Origin of the sequence: Aminipila terrae (assembly GCF_010120715.1) — a bacterium.
GTDB lineage: Bacteria > Bacillota > Clostridia > Peptostreptococcales > Anaerovoracaceae > Aminipila > Aminipila terrae.
The window spans coordinates 3,063,107-3,089,040 of the sequence record NZ_CP047591.1 but is presented as its reverse complement, the minus strand read 5'-3'; the positions used below and the strand labels follow the sequence as shown (position 1 = coordinate 3,089,040).

At 34.1% G+C, this 25,934-nt stretch carries 25 protein-coding genes; 1 reads left to right on the top strand and 24 read right to left on the bottom strand.

Annotated elements, in window-relative coordinates; translation table 11 throughout:
- Positions 1 to 275 precede the first annotated feature (275 nt).
- The 6 genes from Ami3637_RS14830 to Ami3637_RS14810 all read right to left on the bottom strand — a co-directional run bounded on the left by Ami3637_RS14830 (position 276) and on the right by Ami3637_RS14810 (position 5,526).
- Positions 276 to 914, bottom strand: coding sequence for a hypothetical protein (locus Ami3637_RS14830; RefSeq protein ID WP_162363240.1), 639 nt, complete (start codon positions 912 to 914; stop codon positions 276 to 278).
- 179 nt (positions 915 to 1,093) lie between these two features.
- Positions 1,094 to 1,384 carry a GNAT family N-acetyltransferase gene (locus Ami3637_RS14825; RefSeq protein ID WP_162363239.1) on the bottom strand — a complete coding sequence of 97 codons (291 nt, stop codon included), beginning with the start codon at positions 1,382 to 1,384 and terminating at the stop codon, positions 1,094 to 1,096.
- 615 nt (positions 1,385 to 1,999) lie between these two features.
- The gene (locus Ami3637_RS14820) at positions 2,000 to 3,301 is read right to left on the bottom strand and encodes a GNAT family N-acetyltransferase (RefSeq protein ID WP_162363238.1); all 1,302 of its coding nucleotides are present in this window, start codon (positions 3,299 to 3,301) and stop codon (positions 2,000 to 2,002) included.
- Between the two features lie 76 nt (positions 3,302 to 3,377).
- A complete protein-coding gene (locus Ami3637_RS14815; RefSeq protein WP_202931062.1) occupies positions 3,378 to 4,088 on the bottom strand; it encodes an ornithine cyclodeaminase family protein in 711 nt (236 codons plus the stop codon).
- A gap of 162 nt (positions 4,089 to 4,250) precedes the next feature.
- Positions 4,251 to 4,391 carry a hypothetical protein gene (locus Ami3637_RS17135; RefSeq protein WP_202931061.1) on the bottom strand — a complete coding sequence of 47 codons (141 nt, stop codon included), beginning with the start codon at positions 4,389 to 4,391 and terminating at the stop codon, positions 4,251 to 4,253.
- A 13-nt stretch (positions 4,392 to 4,404) separates the two neighbouring features.
- Positions 4,405 to 5,526, bottom strand: a complete 1,122-nt coding sequence (locus Ami3637_RS14810; RefSeq protein ID WP_162363237.1) for an aminotransferase class I/II-fold pyridoxal phosphate-dependent enzyme — start codon at positions 5,524 to 5,526, stop codon at positions 4,405 to 4,407.
- A 309-nt stretch (positions 5,527 to 5,835) separates the two neighbouring features.
- Here Ami3637_RS14810 and Ami3637_RS14805 point away from each other — a divergent pair, with 309 nt between their 5' ends.
- Complete coding sequence (locus Ami3637_RS14805) at positions 5,836 to 7,017, top strand: PucR family transcriptional regulator (RefSeq protein ID WP_162363236.1); 1,182 nt, start codon at positions 5,836 to 5,838, stop codon at positions 7,015 to 7,017.
- Between the two features lie 152 nt (positions 7,018 to 7,169).
- Here Ami3637_RS14805 and Ami3637_RS14800 read toward each other — a convergent pair whose 3' ends face one another.
- The 18 genes from Ami3637_RS14800 to Ami3637_RS14715 all read right to left on the bottom strand — a co-directional run bounded on the left by Ami3637_RS14800 (position 7,170) and on the right by Ami3637_RS14715 (position 25,917).
- The gene (locus Ami3637_RS14800; protein WP_162363235.1) at positions 7,170 to 8,291 is read right to left on the bottom strand and encodes an aminotransferase; all 1,122 of its coding nucleotides are present in this window, start codon (positions 8,289 to 8,291) and stop codon (positions 7,170 to 7,172) included.
- Positions 8,292 to 8,313: 22 nt separating this feature from the next.
- On the bottom strand, positions 8,314 to 9,333 hold the full coding sequence (locus Ami3637_RS14795; RefSeq protein ID WP_162363234.1) for an ornithine cyclodeaminase family protein: 1,020 nt from the start codon (positions 9,331 to 9,333) through the stop codon (positions 8,314 to 8,316).
- A gap of 172 nt (positions 9,334 to 9,505) precedes the next feature.
- Complete coding sequence (locus tag Ami3637_RS14790) at positions 9,506 to 10,669, bottom strand: PucR family transcriptional regulator (RefSeq protein ID WP_162363233.1); 1,164 nt, start codon at positions 10,667 to 10,669, stop codon at positions 9,506 to 9,508.
- A 311-nt stretch (positions 10,670 to 10,980) separates the two neighbouring features.
- Positions 10,981 to 11,400, bottom strand: coding sequence for a YolD-like family protein (locus Ami3637_RS14785; protein ID WP_162363232.1), 420 nt, complete (start codon positions 11,398 to 11,400; stop codon positions 10,981 to 10,983).
- On the bottom strand, positions 11,397 to 12,725 hold the full coding sequence (locus tag Ami3637_RS14780; protein ID WP_330586681.1) for a Y-family DNA polymerase: 1,329 nt from the start codon (positions 12,723 to 12,725) through the stop codon (positions 11,397 to 11,399). Before Ami3637_RS14780 ends, Ami3637_RS14785 begins: the two co-directional genes overlap by 4 nt.
- Positions 12,726 to 14,581: 1,856 nt before the next feature.
- A complete protein-coding gene (locus Ami3637_RS14775) occupies positions 14,582 to 15,049 on the bottom strand; it encodes an ankyrin repeat domain-containing protein (protein WP_162363231.1) in 468 nt (155 codons plus the stop codon).
- Positions 15,050 to 15,063: 14 nt separating this feature from the next.
- Complete coding sequence (locus Ami3637_RS17665) at positions 15,064 to 15,675, bottom strand: HNH/ENDO VII family nuclease (protein ID WP_243158032.1); 612 nt, start codon at positions 15,673 to 15,675, stop codon at positions 15,064 to 15,066.
- A gap of 679 nt (positions 15,676 to 16,354) precedes the next feature.
- A complete protein-coding gene (locus Ami3637_RS14765) occupies positions 16,355 to 16,642 on the bottom strand; it encodes a hypothetical protein (RefSeq protein ID WP_162363230.1) in 288 nt (95 codons plus the stop codon).
- A 27-nt stretch (positions 16,643 to 16,669) separates the two neighbouring features.
- Positions 16,670 to 18,391: an RHS repeat-associated core domain-containing protein gene (locus Ami3637_RS14760; protein ID WP_162363229.1), complete on the bottom strand. Its 1,722-nt coding sequence runs from the start codon at positions 18,389 to 18,391 to the stop codon at positions 16,670 to 16,672.
- A gap of 89 nt (positions 18,392 to 18,480) precedes the next feature.
- Positions 18,481 to 18,810: a hypothetical protein gene (locus Ami3637_RS14755; protein WP_162363228.1), complete on the bottom strand. Its 330-nt coding sequence runs from the start codon at positions 18,808 to 18,810 to the stop codon at positions 18,481 to 18,483.
- Positions 18,811 to 18,935: 125 nt separating this feature from the next.
- Entirely contained in the window at positions 18,936 to 19,172 is a 237-nt protein-coding gene (locus tag Ami3637_RS14750; protein ID WP_162363227.1) for a hypothetical protein, read from the bottom strand.
- A gap of 377 nt (positions 19,173 to 19,549) precedes the next feature.
- On the bottom strand, positions 19,550 to 20,200 hold the full coding sequence (locus tag Ami3637_RS14745) for a hypothetical protein (protein ID WP_162363226.1): 651 nt from the start codon (positions 20,198 to 20,200) through the stop codon (positions 19,550 to 19,552).
- A gap of 278 nt (positions 20,201 to 20,478) precedes the next feature.
- Positions 20,479 to 20,808, bottom strand: coding sequence for a hypothetical protein (locus tag Ami3637_RS14740; RefSeq protein ID WP_162363225.1), 330 nt, complete (start codon positions 20,806 to 20,808; stop codon positions 20,479 to 20,481).
- Between the two features lie 226 nt (positions 20,809 to 21,034).
- Positions 21,035 to 22,093 carry a hypothetical protein gene (locus tag Ami3637_RS14735; protein WP_162363224.1) on the bottom strand — a complete coding sequence of 353 codons (1,059 nt, stop codon included), beginning with the start codon at positions 22,091 to 22,093 and terminating at the stop codon, positions 21,035 to 21,037.
- 190 nt (positions 22,094 to 22,283) lie between these two features.
- The gene (locus Ami3637_RS14730; RefSeq protein WP_162363223.1) at positions 22,284 to 22,760 is read right to left on the bottom strand and encodes a hypothetical protein; all 477 of its coding nucleotides are present in this window, start codon (positions 22,758 to 22,760) and stop codon (positions 22,284 to 22,286) included.
- Positions 22,761 to 22,894: 134 nt separating this feature from the next.
- A complete protein-coding gene (locus tag Ami3637_RS14725) occupies positions 22,895 to 23,392 on the bottom strand; it encodes a hypothetical protein (protein WP_162363222.1) in 498 nt (165 codons plus the stop codon).
- Positions 23,393 to 23,924: 532 nt separating this feature from the next.
- The gene (locus tag Ami3637_RS14720) at positions 23,925 to 24,524 is read right to left on the bottom strand and encodes a hypothetical protein (RefSeq protein WP_162363221.1); all 600 of its coding nucleotides are present in this window, start codon (positions 24,522 to 24,524) and stop codon (positions 23,925 to 23,927) included.
- 934 nt (positions 24,525 to 25,458) lie between these two features.
- Positions 25,459 to 25,917, bottom strand: a complete 459-nt coding sequence (locus Ami3637_RS14715; protein WP_162363220.1) for a YdbT family protein — start codon at positions 25,915 to 25,917, stop codon at positions 25,459 to 25,461.
- Positions 25,918 to 25,934 lie beyond the last annotated feature (17 nt).

Here is a 25,934-nt window from a genome sequence, read left to right as displayed (position 1 = left end):
ACTTCTCTATTTCAAGCCTTTTATCTTTTTTCATTGTCACACCTTCAATAATATAAATAATGTTATCCTTCGACCTATAAACATAATGAGAATTTCAATCATATCGTTTATTTGTTTCAAACTGTGAAAAATAACATACAAAGTCTTATCTACTCCTTTTTAGAAGATTAATTATTGCTTGCATTGGTTATTTAAAATACCTTTTAAAATTATAAATATTGTACTCTACTTTAAAATTCTCCAGAAAAAGTTCTTCACATATTTTTGTTAATTACTTAGTCATTTTCCAAAATATAATCCCTATATGGAGTATAATACTTACCAAGATATGGATCATCAATATGCTTTCTCATTAAATCAAATGAATAGAAAAATGGTATATATTCATCTTCCTTATATTCTATATTCGCATACTCATATGCGATTTTGAAGTACTGTATTACCAAATTGGGTCTGTCTATCTTACCTGCGTCCTCAAATTCATATAATTGATTTAAGACTTCTATCATATCATTATAGAAAATAAAAACCTCATTTACCTCATCTGGAACATTTAAAACTTCAGTGGAACTTTTACAGTACTGCTTCAACTCATTTGATATATTTTTTTTCAGCTTACCAGTGAATATATTAGTATTACGCTTTATACATCTAGCTACATCATAGTAAACTTCATCATTTACAAAAGAGTTTATCATCCTCAACAGATTATCATACTGCTGAATCTGCTCATTATTTCTAGATCCATAGAGTATTGTGTGTGCATAAAATATTTTGTAAGCATTAATTATGTCATCCTTAGCCATACCATTAAGATATGAAATAGGCCGAAAGATCATTGCGTTTTCTTCTACACCTCTAGCAAATGCATCAACATAATCACTAACAATTTTATGAGAATCTAAAAAATTCATATAATAACCCTTTACCCCTTTGTTAAACTATCCACAGCATTATTTTCATACATTTTTATAAAGCAATATCATGGATGGCAATATTATAATTTCTACTAAGTGTGTGTGTCATAAACATAATGGGAAGTTCAGAAATCCCTTTAAACTGCTGATTATGCCTTTAGTATTTGCTCATAATTTTAAACGGTTACACTCTTTTCGAATAATACAATATTAACCGTACTAACCTTATATTCCTTTGTAATATGAAATCCGCATTTTTTATAAAAATAATGATTCCGTTCTTTATCAGCGGGGGTTTCCAGTGACCAATGATGTGCGCCTTTAAACTGCCTGTCAAGAAAGTTCATTGCTGCCTGTCCAATGCCGTTATTTTCGTATGCAGGTATCACACAGAGTCCTCCTAGAAAATATGTACCATCGTGATTATCTCGCACTATAATATCCCCTACAATAATCTCATCAACCATTAGTTTTTTGATCCCTATATAGAGTAATTGACCATTGCTTAAATTTCCATTATATCCACAATACCTACTTGCTCAATTGCTCATTATTGCTAATTATCTTATTTAGCAACTTTTATAAAAATAAAAGATACTATCCCAATTAAGATAACAGCTAATCCAGATATATTGGGCAAACCTGGTAAAATCATGATTAGTATTCCTGCTATTATAAAGATTATTGAAATAATTAAGCTTATTTTTTTAACATTTTATTTTACAATCCTTTCTAATCACATAGAGTAAAAAAGTTATTGACATACCTAATAAAAGCTTAGAAAGTAAACGGTTCCATTTTATTTATACACCCCGTCGAGCTGCGCATTATTGCTATAATACAAACTTTAAATAATCATATGTTCTAAGTATACCTCTCTTTTTCTACTTTTTGTGACACTGTTGCTCTTGGTTTTTCGACATAAATAGACACTTTTTTAAAGCATGAAAAAAGGAGGTTCTTTAATAGGAACTTTTAATCCTATTTTCTGAAACTCCTTCTAAGGGGCTCGTATTAACCGCGCTTAATTATCAATATAAAAGCATCTTATAAAAAAATCTGTAAAACGCTTTTAAATTATACTAAAAGTCTGTATTGGTCCAAGGTTTTTTACTACAATGAAACAGCCGATTTAGGCGCTCTAAATATGCTAAATCACTAATTTGTAGAATTCCCAGCCTTACCATTGATGCTAAATCACAACTACCAAGAAAGAGAGATGATAAGTCAGATTTTTTGCACTCTAATACAACATCTGTTTTCTCATCTTTAGGAATAATCGTCCATTTGCTTCCCTCCACATGGCTGTTTTTTTCAAATTTTAAGGAAATAGAAGATGATAAATGATCCATTCCATCTTCATATATTATCTTCATGGTTAATTCTTCGTCTGGGAACGATCGATATCCAGTCATTCTGATAAACATTTCTGGGTCAATTATTTTATGCATTATTCCAACTGCTGAAATATTAGTTTGTAAATTCCCAAATGGAATATAGTTTTCAGAACTGTCCTGAGGATTATCTAACAGATGATAAAAGTCTTCCTCCCCAGTACGAATAACAACCGTTTGCGCTTCATCTGCCTGTAGCCTAAGAAATCCTAACAGCTCTTTAAGTACATTACTATCACTATAGATTAATTCATCTACTTCCATGCGGTTAATTGTATAATTCACAGAACTATCACTCACAAAACGAAAAGCAACATAACCTTTTAAATTTTCACCATCCATATATCCAATGCGTCTTGTTAAAGTATCCAGCTCCATATTTCTAACTTCTTCTGCGAATTTTTCCAGCATACCATGGTTCTGTTTTACGAAAGATGAATAACATTCAAGTATCTTTGGCAACTCCTCTGAATTAAGAATTTTTAAATGAGAAATATCTGAAGCTCCAGGTAATTGAAGCGTTGAAATACAATATTCATGAAGCTTACTTCCAAATCCATAATCCATTTTCCTATAGAAATCCATTCGAAAAGGAAGCAGCAAGGCAACGAGAGCACCAGAATCATATGTATATTTTTCAAAATAACGAACCATTTCCAATGCTGCCCCTTTTTTCTTATGCAGAGGATGCACCGCCAATGACATTAACCCCACCGCTGGCTGCATCTCTCCAAAAAGATTCATAGAAAAATCAATGAGCTTCATAGTTGCAATAAGATTCTCTCCTTCAAAAAGGCCGATAAAATGAATATTTTTCTCATTATTCATTGATTTCAGAGTCTCTTTTCTATAATGTGCTCGCCCTTCTTCATCAATATTTTTAAAAGCTGGATAGGCATTAAGATAAATAGTTAAATATTCTTCAATAAAATTTGAATCAAGTTGGCGAATATTTCTTGATATTTTTTGCGTTTGCAACCCTACTTTCATTTACTTCCCTCCTATTTCTAATAGCAATCACAACTTATGCCCATAATCCGGTTCCAATTTTATTTATTACTTGACATTATATTTCTGCTCTAATTCCGAGGCCTTTTGCCCTGGCAGATTCAATTGCCACTTTCCCTGTTACTAAGTCAAGGATTGCCAGTCCAGTTGCATCAAATATGGTAATGTCACTGTCAGACTCTCTTCCTGAAATCTTTCCTGTTAGTACATCGCCAATTTCTCCTTTAACATCATCCGGTGAAATTTTTTCCTGCTTAATAGGTATTTCCATCTCTCCTACTCTCATACACTGATCTTTATCGTCAGCAAAGACCTTTGCTCCCAGAAAAATTTCAGGATCTATTTCTTCCTTGCCTTCCATATCAGCACCAATGCAACTAAAATGAGTTCCAGGCTTTACCCATTCTTTTTTTATGATAGGCAACCGGGAAGGAGTAACCGTAATAATTACATCGCTTTCACCAACGGAGTCTTCCATATTTGTAACAGGTTGAAAATCTATGCTGTATGCTCTCTCAATTCCAAAATTCGTTGCCAGATCGGCTTGTATTCTTTGGGATAATTTTTCTGCATTTGTATAATCAATTGGATCTGCAATAAAGACTTTATTTATTTGAGGAAGCAAAATAAGTGTGGCTGCAATCTGATATATGGTCTGCTTTCCCGCACCCAGTATAAATAGATTCCTTGAATCTCTCCTGGCTAGTGTTTTTGCTCCAATAGCCCCTGCTGCCCCTGTACGCATACAAGTAATATATGCTGCATCCATTACTCCAAGGGGGTCCCTGTTTTAGAATCAAAAATCATCAGCATACCATTAAAGGTGGGTATATTTTTTCCTTATTCAGAGGAAAATTGTTAAGCATTTTTAATCCATGCACACTTTCATCAAAGTCACATCCAGACCGTATATCCATTACAGCCTGTTGGTCTACAAAATCATAAGATACAAGGGCCAGACTGTGGTCTTCCCATTGGATTTTGATTTATATGCTTCCATTACTTTTTCAATTACTTTGGGCATTTCTATTGTCTTCTCTAAATCTTTACGCCCCAAAATCGTTACTTCCATAAGCTTTTCCCCCTTAATCGCTTAAAGTTTTAAGAAAATTACCAAAAGCTTCAAGACTGTTTTTTAAGGCTTCTGGTTTATCCCATCCATATCCAAGTCTAAAGCCTTTTTCTTCTTCGAAGCATTCGCCATGACACACCAGTATTCCTGCTTCATATGCCTTTTCACCAAATTCTTTACTGCTTATATCATAATCATAATTTACAAATGATATGGATGAATGGCTGTCTCCATAAATCTTAAGATGCGGCTGAACTTTCATCCATTCATTCACAATTTTACGATTCTCATTTACAATGTTTCTGCTTCTCTCTAAGATTTTATCTTTATTCTCCAGACAGATTGCAGCAATCATCTCGTCGAAAACACCCTCGCAAATGGTATTATAGGAGCGCCAGTTCTCCAAAACTTCATAATCCTCTCTCCTATTGGTTACAACCCATCCCACACGAGTTCCTGCCATGGAAAAGACTTTGGACATGCTGCTGGTGCAAATGCCTTTATCATACAAATCCACAATGGAAGGCATATAGAAATTATCCAGACCACGATAAATTTCATCACAGAGAATGTACGCACCCACGCTATCTGCAATTCTTACAATCTCTCGTAGTATGGATTCCCCACAATAGGTGCCGGTAGGATTACAAGGATTAGCCATTGTTATCATACAAGTATTTTTATCTACTAACATTTTTAATCGCGTAAGATCAGGAAGCCATCCATCTTCTTTTGTCATTCGCAGCTCTCTTACCTCAACTCCAATTGATTTAGGAAAAGCATAATGTTGCTGGTAATTTGGTGTTATCACCACAACATTTTTGCCAGGTTCTGCAAAAGCCGACATTACCATTGTGTTTGCTCCCGTACCCCCATGTGAAGTAAGAATTAACTCTGGGTTTATATTTTTATACAATTTGCTAATAGCTTTTTTCAGTCTAAATAAACCCTGAAAATCACCATAATGGAGATCAAGATTTTCTATGGAATTTAATAGATCTTCAGACTTCTGACCCGTAAGTTCAGCAAACTCTTTTACCGTCAGTGCATTAACACAGCTGGATCCAAGGTTATGTGGAACCCCGTTGCATCTTGGATTTAGCCATCTTTCAACCTTAAAATCACTTATTCTCATAATTTTCTCTCCTTTACTATATTCCCTGTGTAAATTCCTAATTATCAGGGCGTGTCACAAGTGTTTACTATTGGAAATTGATTGCACATGCTTTTACTTTATTATATTTGTCCTATTTACTTCTTTAAAGGGGGATACTTTTGTACTAATATATAAAAATTACTAATTATTTTTGTATATATCTATTACCAGTCTTGTTTTTTTAGAAAAATAATTTTACAATTATAATACAATCCGCTATATTTCAGTATTCTATTGAAATTTTAATTTGTATAATTCTACAATTATTTAGTAGGCCATAGGGGTAATATGTTTTATACTGTTTCAGATTTAATGAATTCATTTCAGCCTGACGTAACACTCATTGCTGGAAGTGGTGGTTTATCCAGAGAAATTGCCTCTGCTGGCATATTGGATTATGAGCTTGTATCTGAACTAAAGAACAAATATTTTCATACCAATTTTCATGAATATCAATTTGTAATGACCACATTTCTTTATACAAAAGACAACCCTTTTTTAATCAACGATGCTGTTAAACATTTAATTGCAAAAGGAGCAAGTGGTCTCCTCATTAAAAACGTCTTTCATCTTCAAATACCTGAAACTGCCTTAAGGTATGCGGATTCCAAGAATTTCCCAATCCTTATTACCACTACGCAACATATATTTTTCGAAGATGTAATATATAACGTCAACAGACATATTGAACAGCTAAAAGAAACTGATTTTTCGATCCACGAGATTGATATTTTACTCAATCAGGATCTTTCTGAAACCTCAACGAAGTACCACGTAAATCTGATAAATCCCTCTTTTGAAGAACAGTATTTTGCAATTTATCTTGAATGTGGAGATTTTTTCGACAGGCTGCAATTTATAAAGTATTCTCGCCAATATACTCAGAGTAAACTATATCGTCCTTCAAACCGCCTGCTTTTTCATAATCGGGGTATCTTTTACATCTGTTCTTCAGAGCAGATTACAACAGAGTACAAGGATGAAAACATTCAATATATCCTCAATACCTTATTTCCAGATAATAAATCTGCAATTGGTATCAGCGATGTTCATTTTACATTAAACGAATTTGCAGATTGTTTAAAAGAAAGTATGTATGCTGCTCTTATGAACCGTTCTGATTTATATTCTTACAGAAGGTTTGTGGATTTAGGTACTTATAAACTTATCTTTTCTCTTTGTAAAACCAATGAAATGAAGAAGTTCTGTGAATCCACCCTGGACCCTGTTAAAACTTATGATATTGAAAATAATTCATGCCTTATGGAAACATTAAATGCCTACGTGGATTCTAGTTTTGATTTTAGTGCAACTGCTAAAATGCTGGCACAGCATGTAAATACAATCCGGTATCGATTAGATAAAATAAGTTCTATTACAAATCTTAGCTATAAAATTCCAAAACAAATGGAACAACTTACCATTGCAGTACAAATTGATATATGCAGAAATCTGCTTTTAAGCTTTTAATCTGCTTCATTCTAAAATATAATTATTAATTGCAAAACAAAAGAGACCTTGGAAGGTCTCTTTTGTTTTTGTAATAATCAAACCAATCAAACAAAGACTGTACTTTATGTCTGATATGTTTTTGCCGACAGAAAGCTTGTGCCCAGCCAAAATTAAATCTCTTTCAGGAATTCCGTAAATTTATCCAGACCTTCTTTTAAAGTCTTTGAATCAAATGCATATCCAATTCGCACACAACCTTCTAATTCAAAGCAAGAACCCGGAGTAAATAATAGTCCCTTTTCCTTAATTAATCGTACACACAAATCATAAGAAGGAATGTTCTTCTTATAGTAAACAAGAGCCGTTGTTCCTGCTACTGGCTTAATATAGTGAACTTCTTCTGTCTCATTTACCCACTTATCAAGTATTTCTCTATTGTGATTAAGTATTTTTCTGTTTCGATCAAATATTTTATCCTTATTGGAAAGTGCAATCCCTGCAAACAGGTCATCTAACCTTCCACAGCTTATAGTATCATAATCCCGTCTGATTTTACATGCCTGAAGTACTTCTGGATCTTTTGATACAATCCATCCAAGTCTTAAACCGGCAAGTGAAAAAACTTTTGACATACTGCTTACAGAGATTCCTTTATCATAAAGATCTACTATGGAAGGCATATAACTGTCATCTTCTGATATACCCCTATATACTTCGTCTGATAGAATATATGCTCCCACATTTTCCGCAATTTTTATTATCTCTTTCATGATCTCCAAAGGAATCCATGATCCAGAGGGATTATTAGGGTTATTTATTGTTATCATTTTTGTATTTTTATCAACTAGGCTTCTTAATACATCTAAATCCGGCAGAAAATTGTTTTCTAAAGTAAGCTGTAAGGGTCTTACTTCTGCACCAATGGACTCAGGTATAGAATAATGCTGCTGATAAGTCGGCATGACAGATACCATATTATCTTTTGGTTCAATTAAGGAAATAATGACTTGATGATTAGCGCCTATAGCCCCATGAGTGGGTATCACATTATTAGGCTGAATATTTTCATATAAACCTGCAATACCTTTTAATAGTTCAGGTGAACCTTCTATGTATCCGTAAGTCATTCTTTCATCCCCCAAAGATACTAAAAACTCCTCCGGATTCTTCCCTGATAATTCCAATAGTTCTCTTAAAGTCATAGAATCAATGCAGGTTTCTCCTAAATTATACACTGCATCCTCTTCATATTCATTCATCCATTGTTCAACTTTAAAATTTCTAATCTTCATTTTTAATCCTCCATAATTGTATCTATAAATTTACAGTCGTTCCTATATTCTTTTTTTCTGCTTCTTCAAATGCTAGTTTTGCAGTTATCAAATCAAGCAAAGCCGTTCCTGTTGCGTCAAATACTGTAATTTGTTCCTCATTCTCTCTTCCCTTTGTTATGCCTGCTATAATCTCACCAATTTCACCTGCAATATCTTCTTTTGTGATGATATTCTTTTTAATGGGAATTTCTATTTCTCCCACATTTATGCACTGATTTACATCATCAACAAAAATCCTTGCTCTCTTAAGTATTTGCGGATCAATTTCTTCTTTCCCAGCCATATCTGCACCAATACAACTAAAATGTGTCCCTGGTTTTACCCATTCAGCCATTATGAGGGGCTCTCTGGCCGGTGTTACAGTTATGATAATATCACTTTTTTCAGTAGCGCTTTTTATATCTTTAACTGCTTTAAATTCCAAATCTTTATTATAGGTTATTCCAAGTTTGTTTAAAAATTCTGTCTTAATATTATTTACAAAAGCCTCAGCAGAAGTGTAGTCAAGAGCATCATAAACCATTACTTCCGTTATATCTGGAAATAACGTTAACATAGCTGCAATTTGAAAAGCCGCTACATGCCCTGCTCCCACCAGCAATAATTTTTCTGAATTAGTTCTTGCCAAGTATTTAGCCCCTAAAGCACCCGCTGCTCCCGTACGAATTCCAGTAATATATGAACCATCCAGAATTCCAATTGGTGCCCCAGTATTATCATCAAATACTAGAACAGTCCCTATCAGAGCAGGTATTTGTTTATTGACATTCTCACCGAACCAGGACACTACTTTCAAGCCAAACAAGCCGCTGCCTTTTAACCATCCTGATTTAATGTCCATGTCTGCAACACCGGGAGTAAACTCATGAAAAATAAGTGGGAATACCTCTGTTTCTCCTAATGCTTTTTGTTTATATACTTCTTGCACTTTATCAATAACCGCATTCATTGCAAGTATTTGCTCTGTTTCTTCCTTACATAAAACTTTCAACTTAAACATACTCATTCCACCTTTCGGTATTTTTATTTTAGTATAGTTTAATAATTTCTCTATTTCATTAAACTGCTGTACAAACCTGCGTCCATTTTTTTGTATAATATACAATGAATAAAATATCATTAATATAATTAACAAAAAAACAAAGCCCTTAAAAGCTTTGTCTTTTACTTTTTTAATTCATATATTCATTAAGTAAATAAATCTTTATAGCTACATCTAAATGTTCAAAAAACTCCATTTTATTACTTTGGGGATCAATTAATTCATGTATCTTATTTACTCTGTAGCGCACCGTATTTTTATGGCAAAACAAACGATTTGATGCTGCATTTAAATCTCCCCCGGCCAAAACATATTGTACCGCAGTCTTAATTAAATCACTTTCCCCTTCATTTATATTTAATATTGAATTTAAATACCTTTTCATATATTTTTGCAGATATGTGGATTTTATTTCAGGCAATAGAATTTGATAGATTCCGATTTCTTCATACTTTATTACCTTTTTATTTTCAATTTTACCAACAATTGCAGCCTGCACAGCTTCTTCCAGAGCCATCTTTATTTTGCTTCTGTCTTCATGGACCTCACTCATTGCAATTTTAAAATCATCTTTTTTTAATCCCAGATAAAATAGTGTATCCTCCAGTTTATGCTGTAAATTTCTATCTTCTTTATCTGTAGAAAATATAAATAAAATATCCTTCTTGTATTTTGAAAAAATACATCTGCTCTCTAGCTTCTCCGGCGGATTAAAGGATAAAAGTAAATTCATTACTTTCTTCTCATCTCCTATTTCTACATAAAATGTTTGTATTTTATTTTGTAAATTAGGATTCATTGCATCAATTCTGGATTCTATTTCTTCCTTGGAAAGTTCTTGATTGATGATTTCTTTTATTTTTTCTTCAATTAAACTAATATTAGAGTCTGCCTTTAACAGATTCATTATGCTAAAAATAATATCTTCAAAATAGGCATCTTCATCTTGAAATTCTAAAATGGGTAAATTATTATTATCGGCGAAGTCAATAATTTCTTTTGGCAACTGTTTATAGATGACATTTTTGTAGGCAAAAGCACTAATGCCGAAGTCTACCAAATTTTTCATAGCCTCCATTAAAATTGTCTCGTCGCCCTTTGCAAACAGAAGACTGCTTAGCACAAAGCTATTTTTATCAAACATGATGGCTCTTTTATCTTTATAATCATCAACAAACTCGAAATCTAATACCTGAGCTGCTTCAAGCCTGCGATTTAGCCCCTTTTGACCAGCAACGATTTTAAATTTTTTAAAAATATCCAGTTGAAACAAGTCTTTAACATATATTGACATAACTTAATCTCCTACTATGTATAATTGAGGACTTATTATTTAACATTAGGTGGTATACACCTTTTAATTAATATACTAAAGTGTATTATACCAAATCTGCTATTTCTTCTGTAATATATTTTTCTATTTCTTAATTAAGGTCTTGATTTTTCTCTTCTACATCTTATACAGCTTATCTTTAGTGTTGAACAGTACAACACGTTAAAAATATTGAAATATAAGAATGTTCTACGTTCTTCATATTCAAAACAGTACAACACGTTTCTAAGAATTATGCTTCATATTGTTTTGAAAGTAGTTATCAGCAATTACTACATATTTTCAAATATATTCCCATCTATGCTGCTTATTTCATCAATAGGGATCTCTGTATCATCGGTCATAACGACAATCCTTTCATATTCATTTATCTTTTTAACCGTACCAGAAGTGGTAACATAGGATCCGCCATTCTTCTTTTCATCCGGCTGAAAGTAAGTGATTGCGATTTGGGTATGTTCTTTAATCCGATCTAAGATAATCCGTAACTTATTGTTCAAAACATCTTTCATATATTCGTCTATGGCAACTCTCTCATCAGTCAGTCTTGCAGTTTCTTTGATTGCTGCATCATAGCCAGTTAAGGCGGCGAAGGGAGAAAACTGAGCTGCCCGGTCACTGACTGCCATATGAGGGTGTGTAGTAGAAACATGATGCGGTAGATGTATAATATCGTCATATGTCCTTGTCATGCCTTGTGCCCTCCAATCTGCTTATTCCGGTTTAATGTAGTAGCACCTTCCTCAAGATTCATCCCCTTTAGAACTGCGTTTTTGCCGTATTTCCTCTTTATCTCGAGCAAAGCTTTTTGCATCTTTTTTTCTTGGTTAAACTCGGCTTCTTCTTTCTCTTTTTTTGCTTGTAAAGCCACATAATCAGTAAAGAAGTCAAGCTGTTCAAAGCTATCATTCTTTTGAATGCTTCTCTCATCAATAATATGATTCGCTGCGATATTAACTCTCCTGATCAAAAGATTTTTGTTAACAATGCGCTCAAACAGTTCTATGACGGCATCTATAATAAGCTTGGTCGAGGAGGTCTGCCTGCCAAGATTTACCGTACCATGGGCAGCTTTCGGAACATAACGTCCGTAATGGTCTATAGTGATTGGCCCACTATATAATTCCTTTATCTTCAGGTCTGTCAGATTTTCAATATCATATCCAACCGTCAAAACTAGTTGGTCGGTCACAAGCCTTTTGTCCACCAAATCAAGTACCAGTAAATCTGTCATTTCTCGCATGATTAGCTTCGCTTTGTCAAAAGGATAGGCGCATTGAAGTACCTGCCCAGATCCAATGCTGTTTGTACTTGGCTTATAGGCTTTAATATCGGCAATTGTGCATGGCTCCCAACCCCACGCATGGTCAATTAATAGCTCCGCATTGATGCCGAATAGCTTGTATAGTAAATCTTCATTGTAATAATCGCTAGGATTACCGAGAGAGCATCTTGCAATATCTCCCATAGTAAAGAGACCTTGTTTCTCAAGCTTTTTGGCATACCCTTTACCAACACGCCAAAAGTCGGTTAGAGGTCGATGCGACCACAGCAAGCAACGATAGCTCATTTCATCCAATTCAGCAATCTGCACACCGTTTTGATCCACCGGAATATGCTTTGCCTGAATATCCATAGCTACCTTGGAAAGGTACAAGTTTGTGCCTATTCCCCCCGATGCTGTAATGCCAGTTGTTTTAAGTACATCCAGAATCATTTTTGTGGCAAGTTCACGAGCCGAAAGATTGTAAGTGCTCAGATAATCTGTAGCATCAATGAATACCTCATCAATGGAGTAGACATGGATATCTTCGGGCGCAATGTATTTCAAGTATATATTGTAAATCCGGGTGCTGTACGCTAAATAAAGCGCCATTCTAGGCGGAGCAATAATATAGTCTAGCGCAATACCCGGTGAGGATTTCAATTCAGTATCGCTGAAGGAAACACCAGAAAAAGCTCGTCCTGTTGCCTTATTTTGCCGTGCCGCATTTATTTCCTTAATCTTCTGCACCACCTCAAACAGCCTGGGTCTACCGGGAATACCATGTGCTTTTAGAGAGGGGATACGGCGAGGCAAATGGTTTTTTCAGTTCGACTTGCGTCAGCAACAACAAGGTTTGTGGTCAGCGGATCAAGTCCTCGTTCCATACACTCGACTGAAGCATAGAATGATTTTAAATCGATTGCAAAATAAATTCTGTTCTTCATATTTATTCTCCGGTCGCCTCCTTAAAATTTATTTATTTAAATTTAGTTCTTTATGTGAAAGCATTTAAATCCGCTTGCCTTCTAAAGAATTCCAATCCCTTTAAATCTTGCATTATGTTGCTTCTAAGGGCTTAGAAATTCAATTGTTTCTTTACTTCTCATCTGATTTTTTATGATATCCTTAGGTTCATCACTTTTATAGTAAGTGAAATAAACTCGCTCTGATAATCCTCTGAAAGTACATTACAACTTATCATTCCTATTTTAACTAGTATGATTATATCAAACATCTAACCAGAGAACAAGCGTTCTTTTAGCTGATAAAGGTGTAGAAGTTATATTAATATAACAGGTACCATGAGCTAATATGCAATGGGGATTTCTACATCATTTATATCTTTATAAAAAGGATGTAAATGCTTTTATTTTTAAGTCCTTATTACAAGCGTAATACTACTATTTTGATTCTCCTATATTTTTCAAAAATAAAACTCTCATTTCCAAGTCACCCTAAACATAACACAACTATCTGGACATACAACATCCTTACACTGCCGGTTCATTTTCGTTGGTTACATAGGCGCAAGGCCAGCTTGTTTCATCAAATGATTTGCAAGTATGTTGATTAATACTTTGTGGCAGAGCATACCTCCTAAATTTGACACCTTTGACCAATCAAACCTATCAAAAAAAAAAGAAGCATAGATGCCTATTGCTAATCCAATTTCATCTATGCTTATATTATACGGAAATTTTCCGTGTCCTTGTATATATACTCAATCTGTTTGGTATTCCTTTTTCCATTAAAGATACTGCCGTCCAGCTTAAATAGGCAGAATTTGCGTCTATGTGCAGAATATCCACTTGGAAAACCCTCTCATATTTTGCATTATTCAGAACGTATGTTTATTTTTCAATATATAAAATTTGGTACTGAGTATTTAGGCTAAAATGAAAAGTTAAATTCCATATGCAAGAGTAAATTCAATATATGCTGAAATTACCTTAGCACAAGAAGGTCGCCCTGCTGCTTTGGAATATATGAAAACGAAGAATTTACATCTTTAACGATGAATCCTTTTGCAAGTAATCATACGGCAAGACCTCCACCGTAGCCATAAGCATTTTCCAGTCCATATACTGGTTCTTTTTTTAGCTGCAATATTTCTTTACTTTTCACATGAGCTTTGGAAACTCAGCTGGTGTATTTTCAAATGTTATCTCGCAAAGTTTCGTGTTCCAGTAGTCTAATATGACTACTGTGTGGGTTTCTTTTCGTCTATTCACTTTGATTTTCCTCCTGTTTGGCAACTGAACTACAACTACAACCTCAACTGATGAGTCTCTCTCCTGGAATTACATCCTCTGACAACCAAGTGGACAAAGGTGGGTAAGTATTATTTGGTCCGGGGGCGCCTGGCTAATTTGTGTGTGATATTAACTCTAAAAAAATGATTAGTTTTAAAGTCCGATTTACTCAAAAATGAAGGACATAGAAGAAAAAGAGTTTAACATAGTCAACTGAATGATGTTTGATTTGCAGATACAAAATGGCATACAAAACAAAAACAGAGAAGAAAAAACAGCATTTGTTTAACTTCTCTGCTTAAATGTTTTTAAATTTTTACTGTGCACATAGGGTCCATTGAATACCGAAACAAATCACTCTAAGAACTGCGCTACATCATAGTTTGCTATTGTTTTAGCTAATTGCAATGGCGATATTCCATGATTATTAACTAGATTTTTATCGGCTCCACATTCAGTCAATAAATTGATTACTTCTCCTCTTCCCTTTGCATTAAATACTGCCCTAAATAAAGGTGTGTTGCCATGAATGTCCTGAGAATCGACTTTAGCATTATTGTCAATAAGCAGTTTTGCAAACTCTAGGTAATAGTTTTGAGCTGCATAGTGCAGTGGTGTATATCCTAATGAATCTTGGATATTGATGTTGGCTCCCTTTTCTATTAATACTTTTGCTAGATCGATTTTATTATCTATAGCAGCATGAATTAATGGAGTCCGTTTATCCTTGTCCTGCGCATCAACATTTTCTCCTGATTCTATTAGTTTTTTTAATGAATCTAAGTCTGTTTCAGATAAAATTGCTTTAAATATTTTTTCCATTTTCTACGCCTCCCTTATTTTGGCATTTCGTATTTATGACTTCTATTAGAGATTGGGTCTTCTATTTGGTAATAATCCGGATTATTCATTCTATCATTGAATTCTTTTTGGGTCAAACCTTCACTTTGGGCCTTAGCTTTTTCTCTCCAGAATTCATTTCCAGGCTTATGCCCCAGATCATATTTTCCCTCAATCGGCATACCTGTGTTCGGGTCAATAAATCTACCATCTGCTGTTTTAGGTGCATTAGCTTCTACCTCTTGAATGACCCTTTTTCTTATATATGGTCTACTCAATTCTGTACCCGTCTTATTACCCGCTCCCCCAAGAGCTTCACTTCCACCCTCCAAAGCGGCTGAGCCTGCTATCATTGCAACACTCATCCCAAAGTATCCCGCTTGATAATTTAATGTGTTTTTATACTTATCGTTATTAGCAAGTGTAGTTGCATAAATGTTTACTGTTTTTTTACCAAGCGTCGTAGCAGAATCAGATTTAGTTTTTGTTCCACAGTATGAAGAGCCAATGCTGTTTGCAGCGTTCTGTTTTGCATATTCGTTTGCCTTCGTATCTGCATATACAACTCGTGCTGTATCAGTTAATGCCCTCAATGCTCCTTGTGCCATAGCCTTCGGATTAACATTTTTATCTGCTGTAATTGTTTGTGTTTGGCCATGGCTATAGTATTTTATTGTAACTGTACCGTTTCCATTATCTTTGTTAGTTGTTGATTTTGGTGCTGGTTTCTGAATTGACTTCGGTTATCTATTCCATTATTACATAAGTCCAAATAATTTCATTGAAGATACCTTTTAATTCACAAATTCAATGGTGAAGCCGTGACCTGTACCAGATGAGAAAACAATCCCTTGCCTACAGTTTCAGAAAAATCAATTCTACAGAAATCCTATTGTATATTTTTGAAAGGTCACAGTAGCCCAAGCCTGTGACCTCCCTTTTGATTCTTGGGCAAATCTGCATTTTGTAATCTGCTGAAATTGTTGAAATTTCTAGTGGGCGGAATTATTGAAGAAGGCAAGAGAGATATATAATTAAAAATATATTGAGAGCTATTATAGTAATGATAATTTTACAGTAAATTAACTGCCCTTCTCTTAAATTTTTCGATGTCCCCCTTTGAATGAATTTTGCACTCTTTGTCATAGTTAAAATCATTTATTGCAAAGTGATTAATAAAATTAAAATGCATGTTAAAATGAGGAAACTTATACCTAAAGTAAAACAATAACAGGGCTATAGAAAGCGATGTCAAGATAATCGCCAAATCCTTTATATCTTCCATACTTACCTCAATTTGTTAAACAAAAACATATAGCAGACTAACATCAATACCGAAACAAATATTATGAACCATGAGAAAATCCTAATAAATAGTGCAAGTTTTTTGTTTTTTACTTTTTTCCCCAACATGAGCAAAGATAACCCAAATAAAATTTCACCAAAAGTGCACATTATCGTATGAAGTTTTGAGTAACTGGTGAAGCCAACAATAAACATCGTAATACCAATTACTCCAACTATAATAAAGCTTTTTTCTTTCATGTCTTCATCTCCTAATACTTTCTCTTTCACAGCTTTGTCTGTAACTACAATTCTTTATTATGGCTCAAAAGCGCTATCTATAAATTCAGATAAATGGGTAACATTAATGGAAACATAGCAATGCGCTCCAATTCCAGCATAAGCGCCGACACCTATTGGTATTTTGAAATCGGTACTATTTCCACTAGTTGCTCCAATAATGCTTGTTTTTCCTACAGTAAGGCCATAAGTTGACTCTTTTTGACTATGTGGATCTGTATAAATACCCACTAATGGATCTGCATTATCACTGTGGAGATAGCTATTGTAAACTGTATAATCGGCACCGACTTCCATTGCGTTTCCATCACCAATTAGTCCTATTTTAGCCCCTCCGCTAATCTCTTTTCCAATGCTAGCATTTCCATCCTGAATTTTTAGAGACAGCTCATCGACGTGACCACCTAACTTACCCGTTGCAACTCCAGCTTTGCCACCAACTTCAAGTCCGGTACCCATTCCAACATCTACCTCTACAATTTTTGCCAGCTTAGTTAGTTTGCTTTCCGAAGGTAGCTCTTTTATCGTTGTATTTGAATAATATCGATATTTTGGAGTGCTTGGGCTATTACCACCGGAATTCCTCACCTTCGTGCTCGTAGATGCAGTATTTGCTTTAATTGAGATTGCTCCACCATTGGTTGATGCCGTTGACTTTGAACCAATGCTCCTAATCTTTGTCGTTCCTATTCCTCCGAGATTAAACTTACCTGTACTGTTTGCATTTGAGGAACCGGATTTTGCTTTATTGGTATTCTTACCTGAACCTGACGAGCTGCTTTTCTTCGTGCTTGCACTACGTGAAGAACTACTCTTCTTTGTGCTACTACTAGAAGAAGCCTTTGTTACTTTCTTTTTTGGTGCCTTATGCCAACCAGCAGGTGCGTCCTTATTTCCACTTGGGTCAATCCTGTCAATTGGATTATTGCTGCAAAATGCGTAAGCATTCAAGCTCATTGGGTCTTTATAATCACCCTTATATGTATCCTCCTGAGTAAATCTCTGCGTTTCAGGGTCGTAATACCTTGCTCTCAGGTAGTAATTCCCCGACTCATTGTCCTTGTACTCTCCGCCAAATCGGAAGGGGTTATCAATGGCGTTATCTTCTACTTCCTGCTTCCACTTAGCGGAGTAATAATCTGCTCCGTAGCCGTTGGTTTTTACGTCCTGCTCTTTTCCAAAGGGTTCATATTCATAATCCCTTATGATATCGTCGTTTTCATTGAGCAGCTTTATAACATCGCCCCTGCTGTTCTGAACAAAGAAGTAGGTCATATTGCCGTTCTTATCCACAGCACTGCCAGGTGTAGCATTAGAAGAAGTTCCCCATGAGCTCCCCTGAGTGGGAGTCAAGCCTATACCCTGCACGTTCATGACCTCTCTTTTGATGAGATGGATTCCGTGGAGGGTCTTTGCGGTAGTCGTTCCTTCTCCGTCAGTTTCAAGAACAAGCTTGCCCCCGTTATAATAGTAATTTGTTGTAAACGCTTTTTTAGGTGCAGTGAGCTGAGTTGCCATTCCGGAAACATCGGAGTTCTTGTCTAGGGCTGCACTTCTCGTTCCGCTACCGTTTTCTGCCCCAAGGTCTTCTTTTACCTTCTTTGCCCGAAGCCCGTCGGCGTTGTAGTAGTAGTAATACTTCTCGTTTTGGGATAATCCCGTATCTTTCTCAAACTCCGAAAGCTGGTTAAATCCATTGTAGCGGTAATAATCCGTTTCTCCTTTGCTGCCGCCATACATGTCGCTTTCATTCCACTTGCTCTTTTCAGTCAGGTTTCCTTTATTAATTTTTTAAAGCATTAAGCATTGCTGTCACTGGGTTGAGCGTTTTAATATTTGGATTTAAATTGCTTGTATGCTTCAGCAATTTTCTCCTCACATATTTCTTGCCATTTCTGTATAAGAAATCTTTCACTTTCTTCATCACAGTTTTCTGGGTACATATCACCGCCAAATCCTATAAAATGCTCTATTTTCTCAACCACACCGGTAGTACCTGCATACGCAATTTCATTTGGGCAATTTGTATAACTAAGATACTTGCAATTGTTTTCAAAACAATGACTTCCAGGCCATCCTATTCCGTGAGTGCAGTATAAAGGCTTGGTTTTATCTTTACAATCACAATAAACCTCTAAAAGTAAATGTTTCATTTTCATATCCATTCCCCTTAATATTTATGTCCGGTTACAATCTCAATAATTTTGTAAGTTCCATCATTTGATGTTTCATAAATTATTTGACCGCACCTCGGCCGCCACCAGTTCCTTTGATAATCGCTTTATTAAATTAGCAACTTCATCCACGTATCTTGGGTTCTTAAATATACTTGCAACTGATTTCCTTCTGTAGCAAAATATTTTCCACTCATTTTTCCAAATCTAACAATTCTTTGTCCAGGCATTAAAAATTCTCTTTTTACTTCTCCTAATGCATCATCATTAAAAGGATAATAATTCTGAAGTGCTGTAGTTTTCAGCCTTACTACCACCCTTGACAACTTTGCTGCTACTTTTAGCAAGATTATAATTTGCAATTCTTCGAAATAATCATTTATCTAGTAAAATTTTTAAATGCTCTATTCTACCAAGAAATTCGCTCTCTTCTTCAGGATATAACCAATCACAGTTAAGTTTAAGCTCTTTCCTTGTTATTTTATTAATCAGTAAACAAAGTTCTTTAAAAAGATCTGTATTTATGTGCCAAAACTCAACATTTGCATAAAGTATTTTTCATGCGTTTATTATACCATACACAAGCGTTGAATCTAAGCTGTTTTCAAAGGTTTTGTGTATTTCTTCTAATATAGCAGCATAATAAACCTAACCCCTCCATCTGCTATCTTAATGCATTTTATATTCTATTATGCTATCAAGCCACACTACAATCTTTTACTTTTTATTGTTCACTCGGACTAGCCGTATTAGCTAGGTTATAGTTTTGATGATATATTTCTTCATCATAAATAACAACCGGAGCACTTTTTTTGACTCTTTCTATAGCCGTAAATTCCCAGCCACCGTGTGTGGTGGCTTCATTTGTGTTTATCCATACGACCATATTGTTGTATTTAAAATTTAACCACCCTTGTATTGAGCCTTCTTTAGAACCGTATTCATAATCGGATACCCCTATCAATGATAAAAAATCCGAAAAAGTCATGTCATCTTCCATTTCTGGGGAAAGAACGTCTGCGGTTGTTATAAAACCAGAGCATTTTAATTGATTTCCGTATTTGCCCATGACATCTTCAAAATTAGTGTCTTGACCATCGAAAAAGAAATATGCATATTTACCTTCAGATCCTCCAAAGCTTGCAGTGGCAGAATCCGGCAATCCATCATTCTGAATAAGAATCTCATCCCTAGGATGTTCCTTTTTCAATGTATTAAGAGTCTTCCCAAGATCGTTGAAAAATTCAGGTATACTAATAGGCTTACTACTGTCAGAGTCCGCTGTTGCTTGGTTAGCCGAAGTTATAGTACTACAAGCAGCGAAAGTCAGTGAAACTATTAGTAAAATTAACAAAATAGCTACTTTTTGCTTCATGATATTTACCTCCATATTTAACGGGTTGTATGTTACGAATAATAATTATTTCATATGATCACCAATGTAGGTGAATGTGACCCCATTTGTTGGATATGAATACGTTGCTATCCAGGAATTTGGTGTCTTACCAGTAAGGCTATTTCCTGTTCATATTCTGCCTGCTCTATAGCAGGAGCTGTGGTTAGCTCAAAAACTATGAGGATGAACTCGTCTAGTCCATCCTCATAATGTTAAATCATACATTCATTTTTTATTGTTCAAAACAAAGTAGCACATTAGTACTCAAGAAAATATTCATCAGCGAATTGGCCTTCACAATTGAACTCAATTTCATAAATATACATAGGGCGTACTGAAGCACTCTTATGCAAATAGAATTCCAACCTAAAATACGGCATTCTCTCAGCATTATTAATAAAAATGCTCGTTTTATTGTATTCAATCCTGATTTCTTTGAGCAAATCATCGTCAATGTTTGCTTCATCCGATAAAAAATTCGATTCACTATTCTGCAATGCTTTTTCAATATATTTTTTTGATTGCTCAAGTAATGCTTCAAAATCAAATATTTTGTTAAATTGTTCTTCAATAAGAGTCAATTTCATATTAATCTACCTCAGTCCTTTTTTATCAAATCAAATATCAATGTTCCGTCTTCGCCAATCCGACCATATACACGTGTATGCGCACCCCCAGTGGGAACTTTCAACTTGTAGGTATACTCGTAGCCCCCTTTTTAATCACCTCATTTTTGCTTAAGTCAATTATACCCGAGGTTCCCTGCCTCCGGAGAGCTAATTTTTTGTTGCGTTGCGACTATTCAAATGTCAACTATTTGGTTCTTTTTGATATTGATATTATTGCACTTTCACTTACCTGCCCTCTAATATCAGACGGGATGCCAACGACGATATCCTCAAAGTAATATTGATAACCAACATCCTCATAAACAAACCATGAAAAAGGCAGATTAAAATGTTCTGCAATGTCTTCCATTTCTAATTTTCCATTATTTTGTGCACTCATTAAAAGATTCATAGGCAAACATATGTAACAACATATATCTGATTTATCAAAGGTATATCCAATGTTACTGTTCGGGTCTTCATAATAGTTAGAGGCTGTATTTTCTTTCCAACTAACGCCATCAACTAATACTTCCTTCTTACTTTTCCCAATTTTATTTATGTATCCCCTAACGCCATTCCATTTGCTTGCCTTTCTTAGCTGTGGCTCAGAAACCTTAGCATTTTCACTGTTTTTACTCATTATCTCTGAAATTCCCGCAGTCTCATCCATTGATTCTATAAGCACATACATTGTTGCTGGCTCAATTCCCCCTTTTGGAGTGTCATAAATTATTACTCTTAAATTATCAATATCATATTCATAATAACCTTTTCCACTTTCATCTGCATTGTGATGGGTATATCCTATTCCAAAATAAGTCTCCATATCCTTGGAATCGAAACTTTGCACTTTGTCAGATAAAATATTATCTCCCTCAACAGCTACTGCTGAACAAGTCGAATTATTCCAAACCAATTTTGGAAAATAGAATATCACATTGTCCATCGCATTTGCAGATTGGTTGGTATCTCCATACCAGTTATAATTCATATTTCCATGTTCTTCTGACACTTTAAAGATCGTTTTACCGATATAGGCAGAATACTTTTTTACATTTTTCCAGCAATTATTATTTAATGTATTACTCTGAATGGCACTTTTGGAAGTCTTATCTCCAGAGGAATGATTTTGAACAGCACTTTCTGAAGTTTCACTGCTATTTAAATCTTTTTGTGTTTCCCTACCAGTGTTGCAACCCGAAAAAACGATAATCACAGAAATAAGCAAGCATATAGCCTTCTCTAATCTATACTTCTTCATTTTCCCTCTTCCTATTCTCCCAAATATTTCATTGGGTCTACATGATAAGCATCCTGATGCTTTGCATAAGTTATACTGTTATTCAAATGGCTCATATTCATACTCCCTGATGATATCGCCGTTTTCATTGAGCAGCTTTATAACATCTCCCCTGCTGTTCTGAACAAAGAATTAAGACTTTATTTCTTTATTAATTTAGGGAAAAAATATGTTCAATTAGTAAAACACCACCTATACTAAATATATAGGATATCACCAATGTTCCAAAAGTTATTAAGATTGCATTTACGCCTTGCCCCATATTATCTGTAAAATAATTTAACGCAAATCCTCCTACTATTGTCATGATTCCAATTATCTTATAATTAGGAGCACCCGACCTGTTCTTAAATTTACCAATTGCCACGTTAAACCGATAATATACGAGAACAATCATAATCACAATGTATCCCAAAATTCCACCAATTAAAAATATATTTGAGAAATTTGTATCATTATGTAATACCATGTAAGACAGCCATAAGAACATAAGCGAATATAACTCGAAGGATACACCCAAATAGTATGAGCCCACACGTTCAGCTGGAAAATCCTGATGCTCACCTACCAAAAATCCAAGTATAGGCTTTATAATGCAAATGCTTAATGCTACGATAATAAAACCCACGCCTATTTTTTCTTAAAACTATAAAGAGCTCCCACACTACAAACGAAAATCCCCAATCAAAAATTAAAAATGAAAATACAGTCCTTCTAAAGTCTTTTTATCTTCGTTTCTTTTTGACAATGTTTATCACCATCCTACTTTCTAAATGTATCAGCTAAGGAATTTGTTACCACCTCTTTCTTATACTTTATTAATTCTAAAACCCTAACATCAACGTTATCAATGTTATCGTGCTTCATGTCTATATATTTCTTGACGACTACATCTATTAGTTCTTCATAGTTTTTAGTCCACGCAGTAATTAATATTTTCCTGTGGTTATCCTTCGCAAGGACTCCTATTGATCGACCAACAAGTTTTCCAGCTGGCTGTTCAACAATACATTGAATATCAGTTAAATCTATGCTTATTTTTTTCGTTAGACTTTTTAGTACTAACCTTTCATTATTAACTTCGTAACAGGCAAAAAAACTATTAATCAAATTAAAAGCAGCGATAGATACAAATAATATCAATATATAATTTTCTGGTCTGTTATCTATCATATTTATTATGAAAAATATTGACAAAATAATTAAAACTGACATTACATTTGCTATATGTATTTTTCTCTTAAATATAAATCTCTTCATTTTAGCACTCTTTCTAATTAATTTTTAGTTTATCATATAAGTAGTTTTGCCCTTTATCAATTGCAGATGATGTCGCATAATCAATTGTTGCTGTAATTGCCAACCACTTTCCTCAGGATATGGTTGCCACATACCTTAGATTTTTGATCTGTTTTAACCTCTGATACAGCAAAGAGTACCCACTGCGGCCGATAATCCGTTAGGAATCAGTTGTTTGCTTTCTGGTATTTTGGGGGAGATTGGTGTCTTCGCACCTACCCAATTTTACTATTATATGGTACTTAAGAAAATTAGTTGTCCCAAGAGAGATAAAAAAACCCAAAATGATAAAAAGAGAACTTAATACAGTAATTTAGTGCCTCATCTTATTAGCAGTATTTTTCATCATATTAATTATAATACATCCTCTATTAGCATCACATTTTTTAGCATGAATAGAATAAGGGACGGAAAATCTTATCAATTATCCTTCTTTTGCAATAATTTTGCTCCGTTCCTCCACTTGTCAACTAAATGATTTTAGCCTTGTACATTACTTGGCCTTCCAATTTTTATTAAAATCATCATTAAAAACTATCTTATACTCCAAGCTATTAGAATACAGAGTATCATCTGATGTGTACCATATGATATCTACCAAAATATATATTATGCTTATTACTTCCATTCTTTGGTCTTTATTATAATTTACCAAATATTCATCGGCATCAAACTTTTTATATACATTCTTTTTAGCTAATGCCACTTGCTCATTATTAAAATGAATCGAAATATAATTACCAGTATGAGCCTTTATGGCTATTTTGTTATTACCTATGATTCCCACTATATCTCTATTCCAAAATCCTTGTTGCATAAAATATCCTTTATTTTGGTTATTAAAATACAAAATATAAGGGCATGCGCATATTTTCAACAGATTTATTATAGGTATACAGCTCAATATGTACTTAAAATCATTTTCTTGTTTTAAAGTGCAAACAATATTACCATTCGGGTACGATATTTCAATCTTTCTTTTAGAAGGAAATATTGTTCTATTTGCCTTTCCTAACAGCAATAAATTAGATTGAGAGTATATCTTATATTCATAGTTATACTTTAATTTTGATTGTTTAATTATAATTTCCATTTCAGATCCTTCAATTGTTTATTTGAGAATGATAATTTGTTCTTTTATTATATATGCTCTAAAGATTTTTTAATATTAAGTCAAGATAAAGTGGTAGTAAATACCGGTTTCAAGGTCAATTTGCCCATCATTGCGATTGAAGAGTTTCAGCATTGATGGTTAATTGACTACATTAATATTTTTTCGTTAATGATATAATCAAATTACCTTCGGATAATCTTAGGAAAGATAAAATATTCAATTAGTAAAATCCCCCCAATCCAAATATATATGCCATTATTAATGCTATCGTTTCCACTGTGAATTTCTGAATATCCAGTGTTTGACTGTCCATAAATTTATTGAATATAATACCTCCAGCGATTGTAATTGTACCAATTAATGCATAATTAGGCTTTCCAGATTTATTCTTATACTTACCTATATAAACACCATATCTATATAATAGAACACCCCTCCTACAAATATGAATCCAACAACACCAAATAGCATTTTTAATAGTGCATCGTTACCAAGTAAATCGTAAAACATCATAAAAAACATTAGCGAATATAATGTTGTAGAAATACCAAAATACAGTGGAATCTTTTTTTCCTGTTGTATCCAAGAGTTATTAAAATAGCATAATCCCCCACTATAGGTTTAATGACACATACAGTTATTAATAGTCCAATAATAAAGAAAGATGGTTGGTCGTCTTTTATGAAGGTTCCGCCGTACATCATGAATGAAAACCCCAATCAAGAATAAGACAAAATAATATTGTATTTCGAAATTCAACCTTTGCTTTTTGATTTGTTTTTTTTGACATATTTATCTCCCTTTATTTCCTAAACGAATTGGATAATAAATCCCTCGTTTTTTCTTTTGTATCAGCAGTGGATTGATTATATAATGGGTTGCTTCCTGGATTATTTTTAATTAATAAAGTAAACTATTCTTTATACTTTACTAATTCTAAAACCCTAACGTCAACATTATCAATATTATCATGCTTCATCTCTATATATTTTTTGACAACTACACCTACTAGTTCTTCATAGTTTCTGGTCCACGCAGTAATTAATATTTTCCTGTGGTTATCCTTCCCAAAGACTCCTATTGATCGACCAACAAGTTTTCCAGCTGGCTGTTCAACAATACATTGAACCTCTGTGAAAGTTATGCTTATTTTTCTCGTTAGACTCTTAAGTACTACCCTTTCATTATTAACTTCATAAAAAGTTAAAATATTATCTACAAATGCAAATAGGGCAATTGTGCTTATAACCAAAAGAAAATAATCAGAAATCCTTCGGTTATCATCTGTAATAAGAATAAAGAAAACTATGCCTAACAAGAAAGACAATGCACTGATTAGATGAATGTAAATTTTATAGTAATACTTTCTCATTTAGTCCTCCTAATGAA

Coding starts and splice junctions, on each gene's coding strand:
- Ami3637_RS14830 (WP_162363240.1), bottom strand. CDS start 914: ATGAATTTTTTAGATTCTCATAAAATTGTTAGTGATTATGTTGATGCA.
- Ami3637_RS14825 (WP_162363239.1), bottom strand. CDS start 1,384: ATGGTTGATGAGATTATTGTAGGGGATATTATAGTGCGAGATAATCAC.
- Ami3637_RS14820 (WP_162363238.1), bottom strand. CDS start 3,301: ATGAAAGTAGGGTTGCAAACGCAAAAAATATCAAGAAATATTCGCCAA.
- Ami3637_RS14815 (WP_202931062.1), bottom strand. CDS start 4,088: ATGGATGCAGCATATATTACTTGTATGCGTACAGGGGCAGCAGGGGCT.
- Ami3637_RS17135 (WP_202931061.1), bottom strand. CDS start 4,391: ATGGAAGTAACGATTTTGGGGCGTAAAGATTTAGAGAAGACAATAGAA.
- Ami3637_RS14810 (WP_162363237.1), bottom strand. CDS start 5,526: ATGAGAATAAGTGATTTTAAGGTTGAAAGATGGCTAAATCCAAGATGC.
- Ami3637_RS14805 (WP_162363236.1), top strand. CDS start 5,836: ATGTTTTATACTGTTTCAGATTTAATGAATTCATTTCAGCCTGACGTA.
- Ami3637_RS14800 (WP_162363235.1), bottom strand. CDS start 8,291: ATGAAGATTAGAAATTTTAAAGTTGAACAATGGATGAATGAATATGAA.
- Ami3637_RS14795 (WP_162363234.1), bottom strand. CDS start 9,333: ATGTTTAAGTTGAAAGTTTTATGTAAGGAAGAAACAGAGCAAATACTT.
- Ami3637_RS14790 (WP_162363233.1), bottom strand. CDS start 10,669: ATGTCAATATATGTTAAAGACTTGTTTCAACTGGATATTTTTAAAAAA.
- Ami3637_RS14785 (WP_162363232.1), bottom strand. CDS start 11,400: ATGACAAGGACATATGACGATATTATACATCTACCGCATCATGTTTCT.
- Ami3637_RS14775 (WP_162363231.1), bottom strand. CDS start 15,049: ATGGAAAAAATATTTAAAGCAATTTTATCTGAAACAGACTTAGATTCA.
- Ami3637_RS17665 (WP_243158032.1), bottom strand. CDS start 15,675: ATGGCACAAGGAGCATTGAGGGCATTAACTGATACAGCACGAGTTGTA.
- Ami3637_RS14760 (WP_162363229.1), bottom strand. CDS start 18,391: ATGTATGGCGGCAGCAAAGGAGAAACGGATTATTACCGCTACAATGGA.
- Ami3637_RS14755 (WP_162363228.1), bottom strand. CDS start 18,810: ATGAAAATGAAACATTTACTTTTAGAGGTTTATTGTGATTGTAAAGAT.
- Ami3637_RS14745 (WP_162363226.1), bottom strand. CDS start 20,200: ATGAAGCAAAAAGTAGCTATTTTGTTAATTTTACTAATAGTTTCACTG.
- Ami3637_RS14740 (WP_162363225.1), bottom strand. CDS start 20,808: ATGAAATTGACTCTTATTGAAGAACAATTTAACAAAATATTTGATTTT.
- Ami3637_RS14735 (WP_162363224.1), bottom strand. CDS start 22,093: ATGAAGAAGTATAGATTAGAGAAGGCTATATGCTTGCTTATTTCTGTG.
- Ami3637_RS14725 (WP_162363222.1), bottom strand. CDS start 23,392: ATGAAGAGATTTATATTTAAGAGAAAAATACATATAGCAAATGTAATG.
- Ami3637_RS14720 (WP_162363221.1), bottom strand. CDS start 24,524: ATGGAAATTATAATTAAACAATCAAAATTAAAGTATAACTATGAATAT.
- Ami3637_RS14715 (WP_162363220.1), bottom strand. CDS start 25,917: ATGAGAAAGTATTACTATAAAATTTACATTCATCTAATCAGTGCATTG.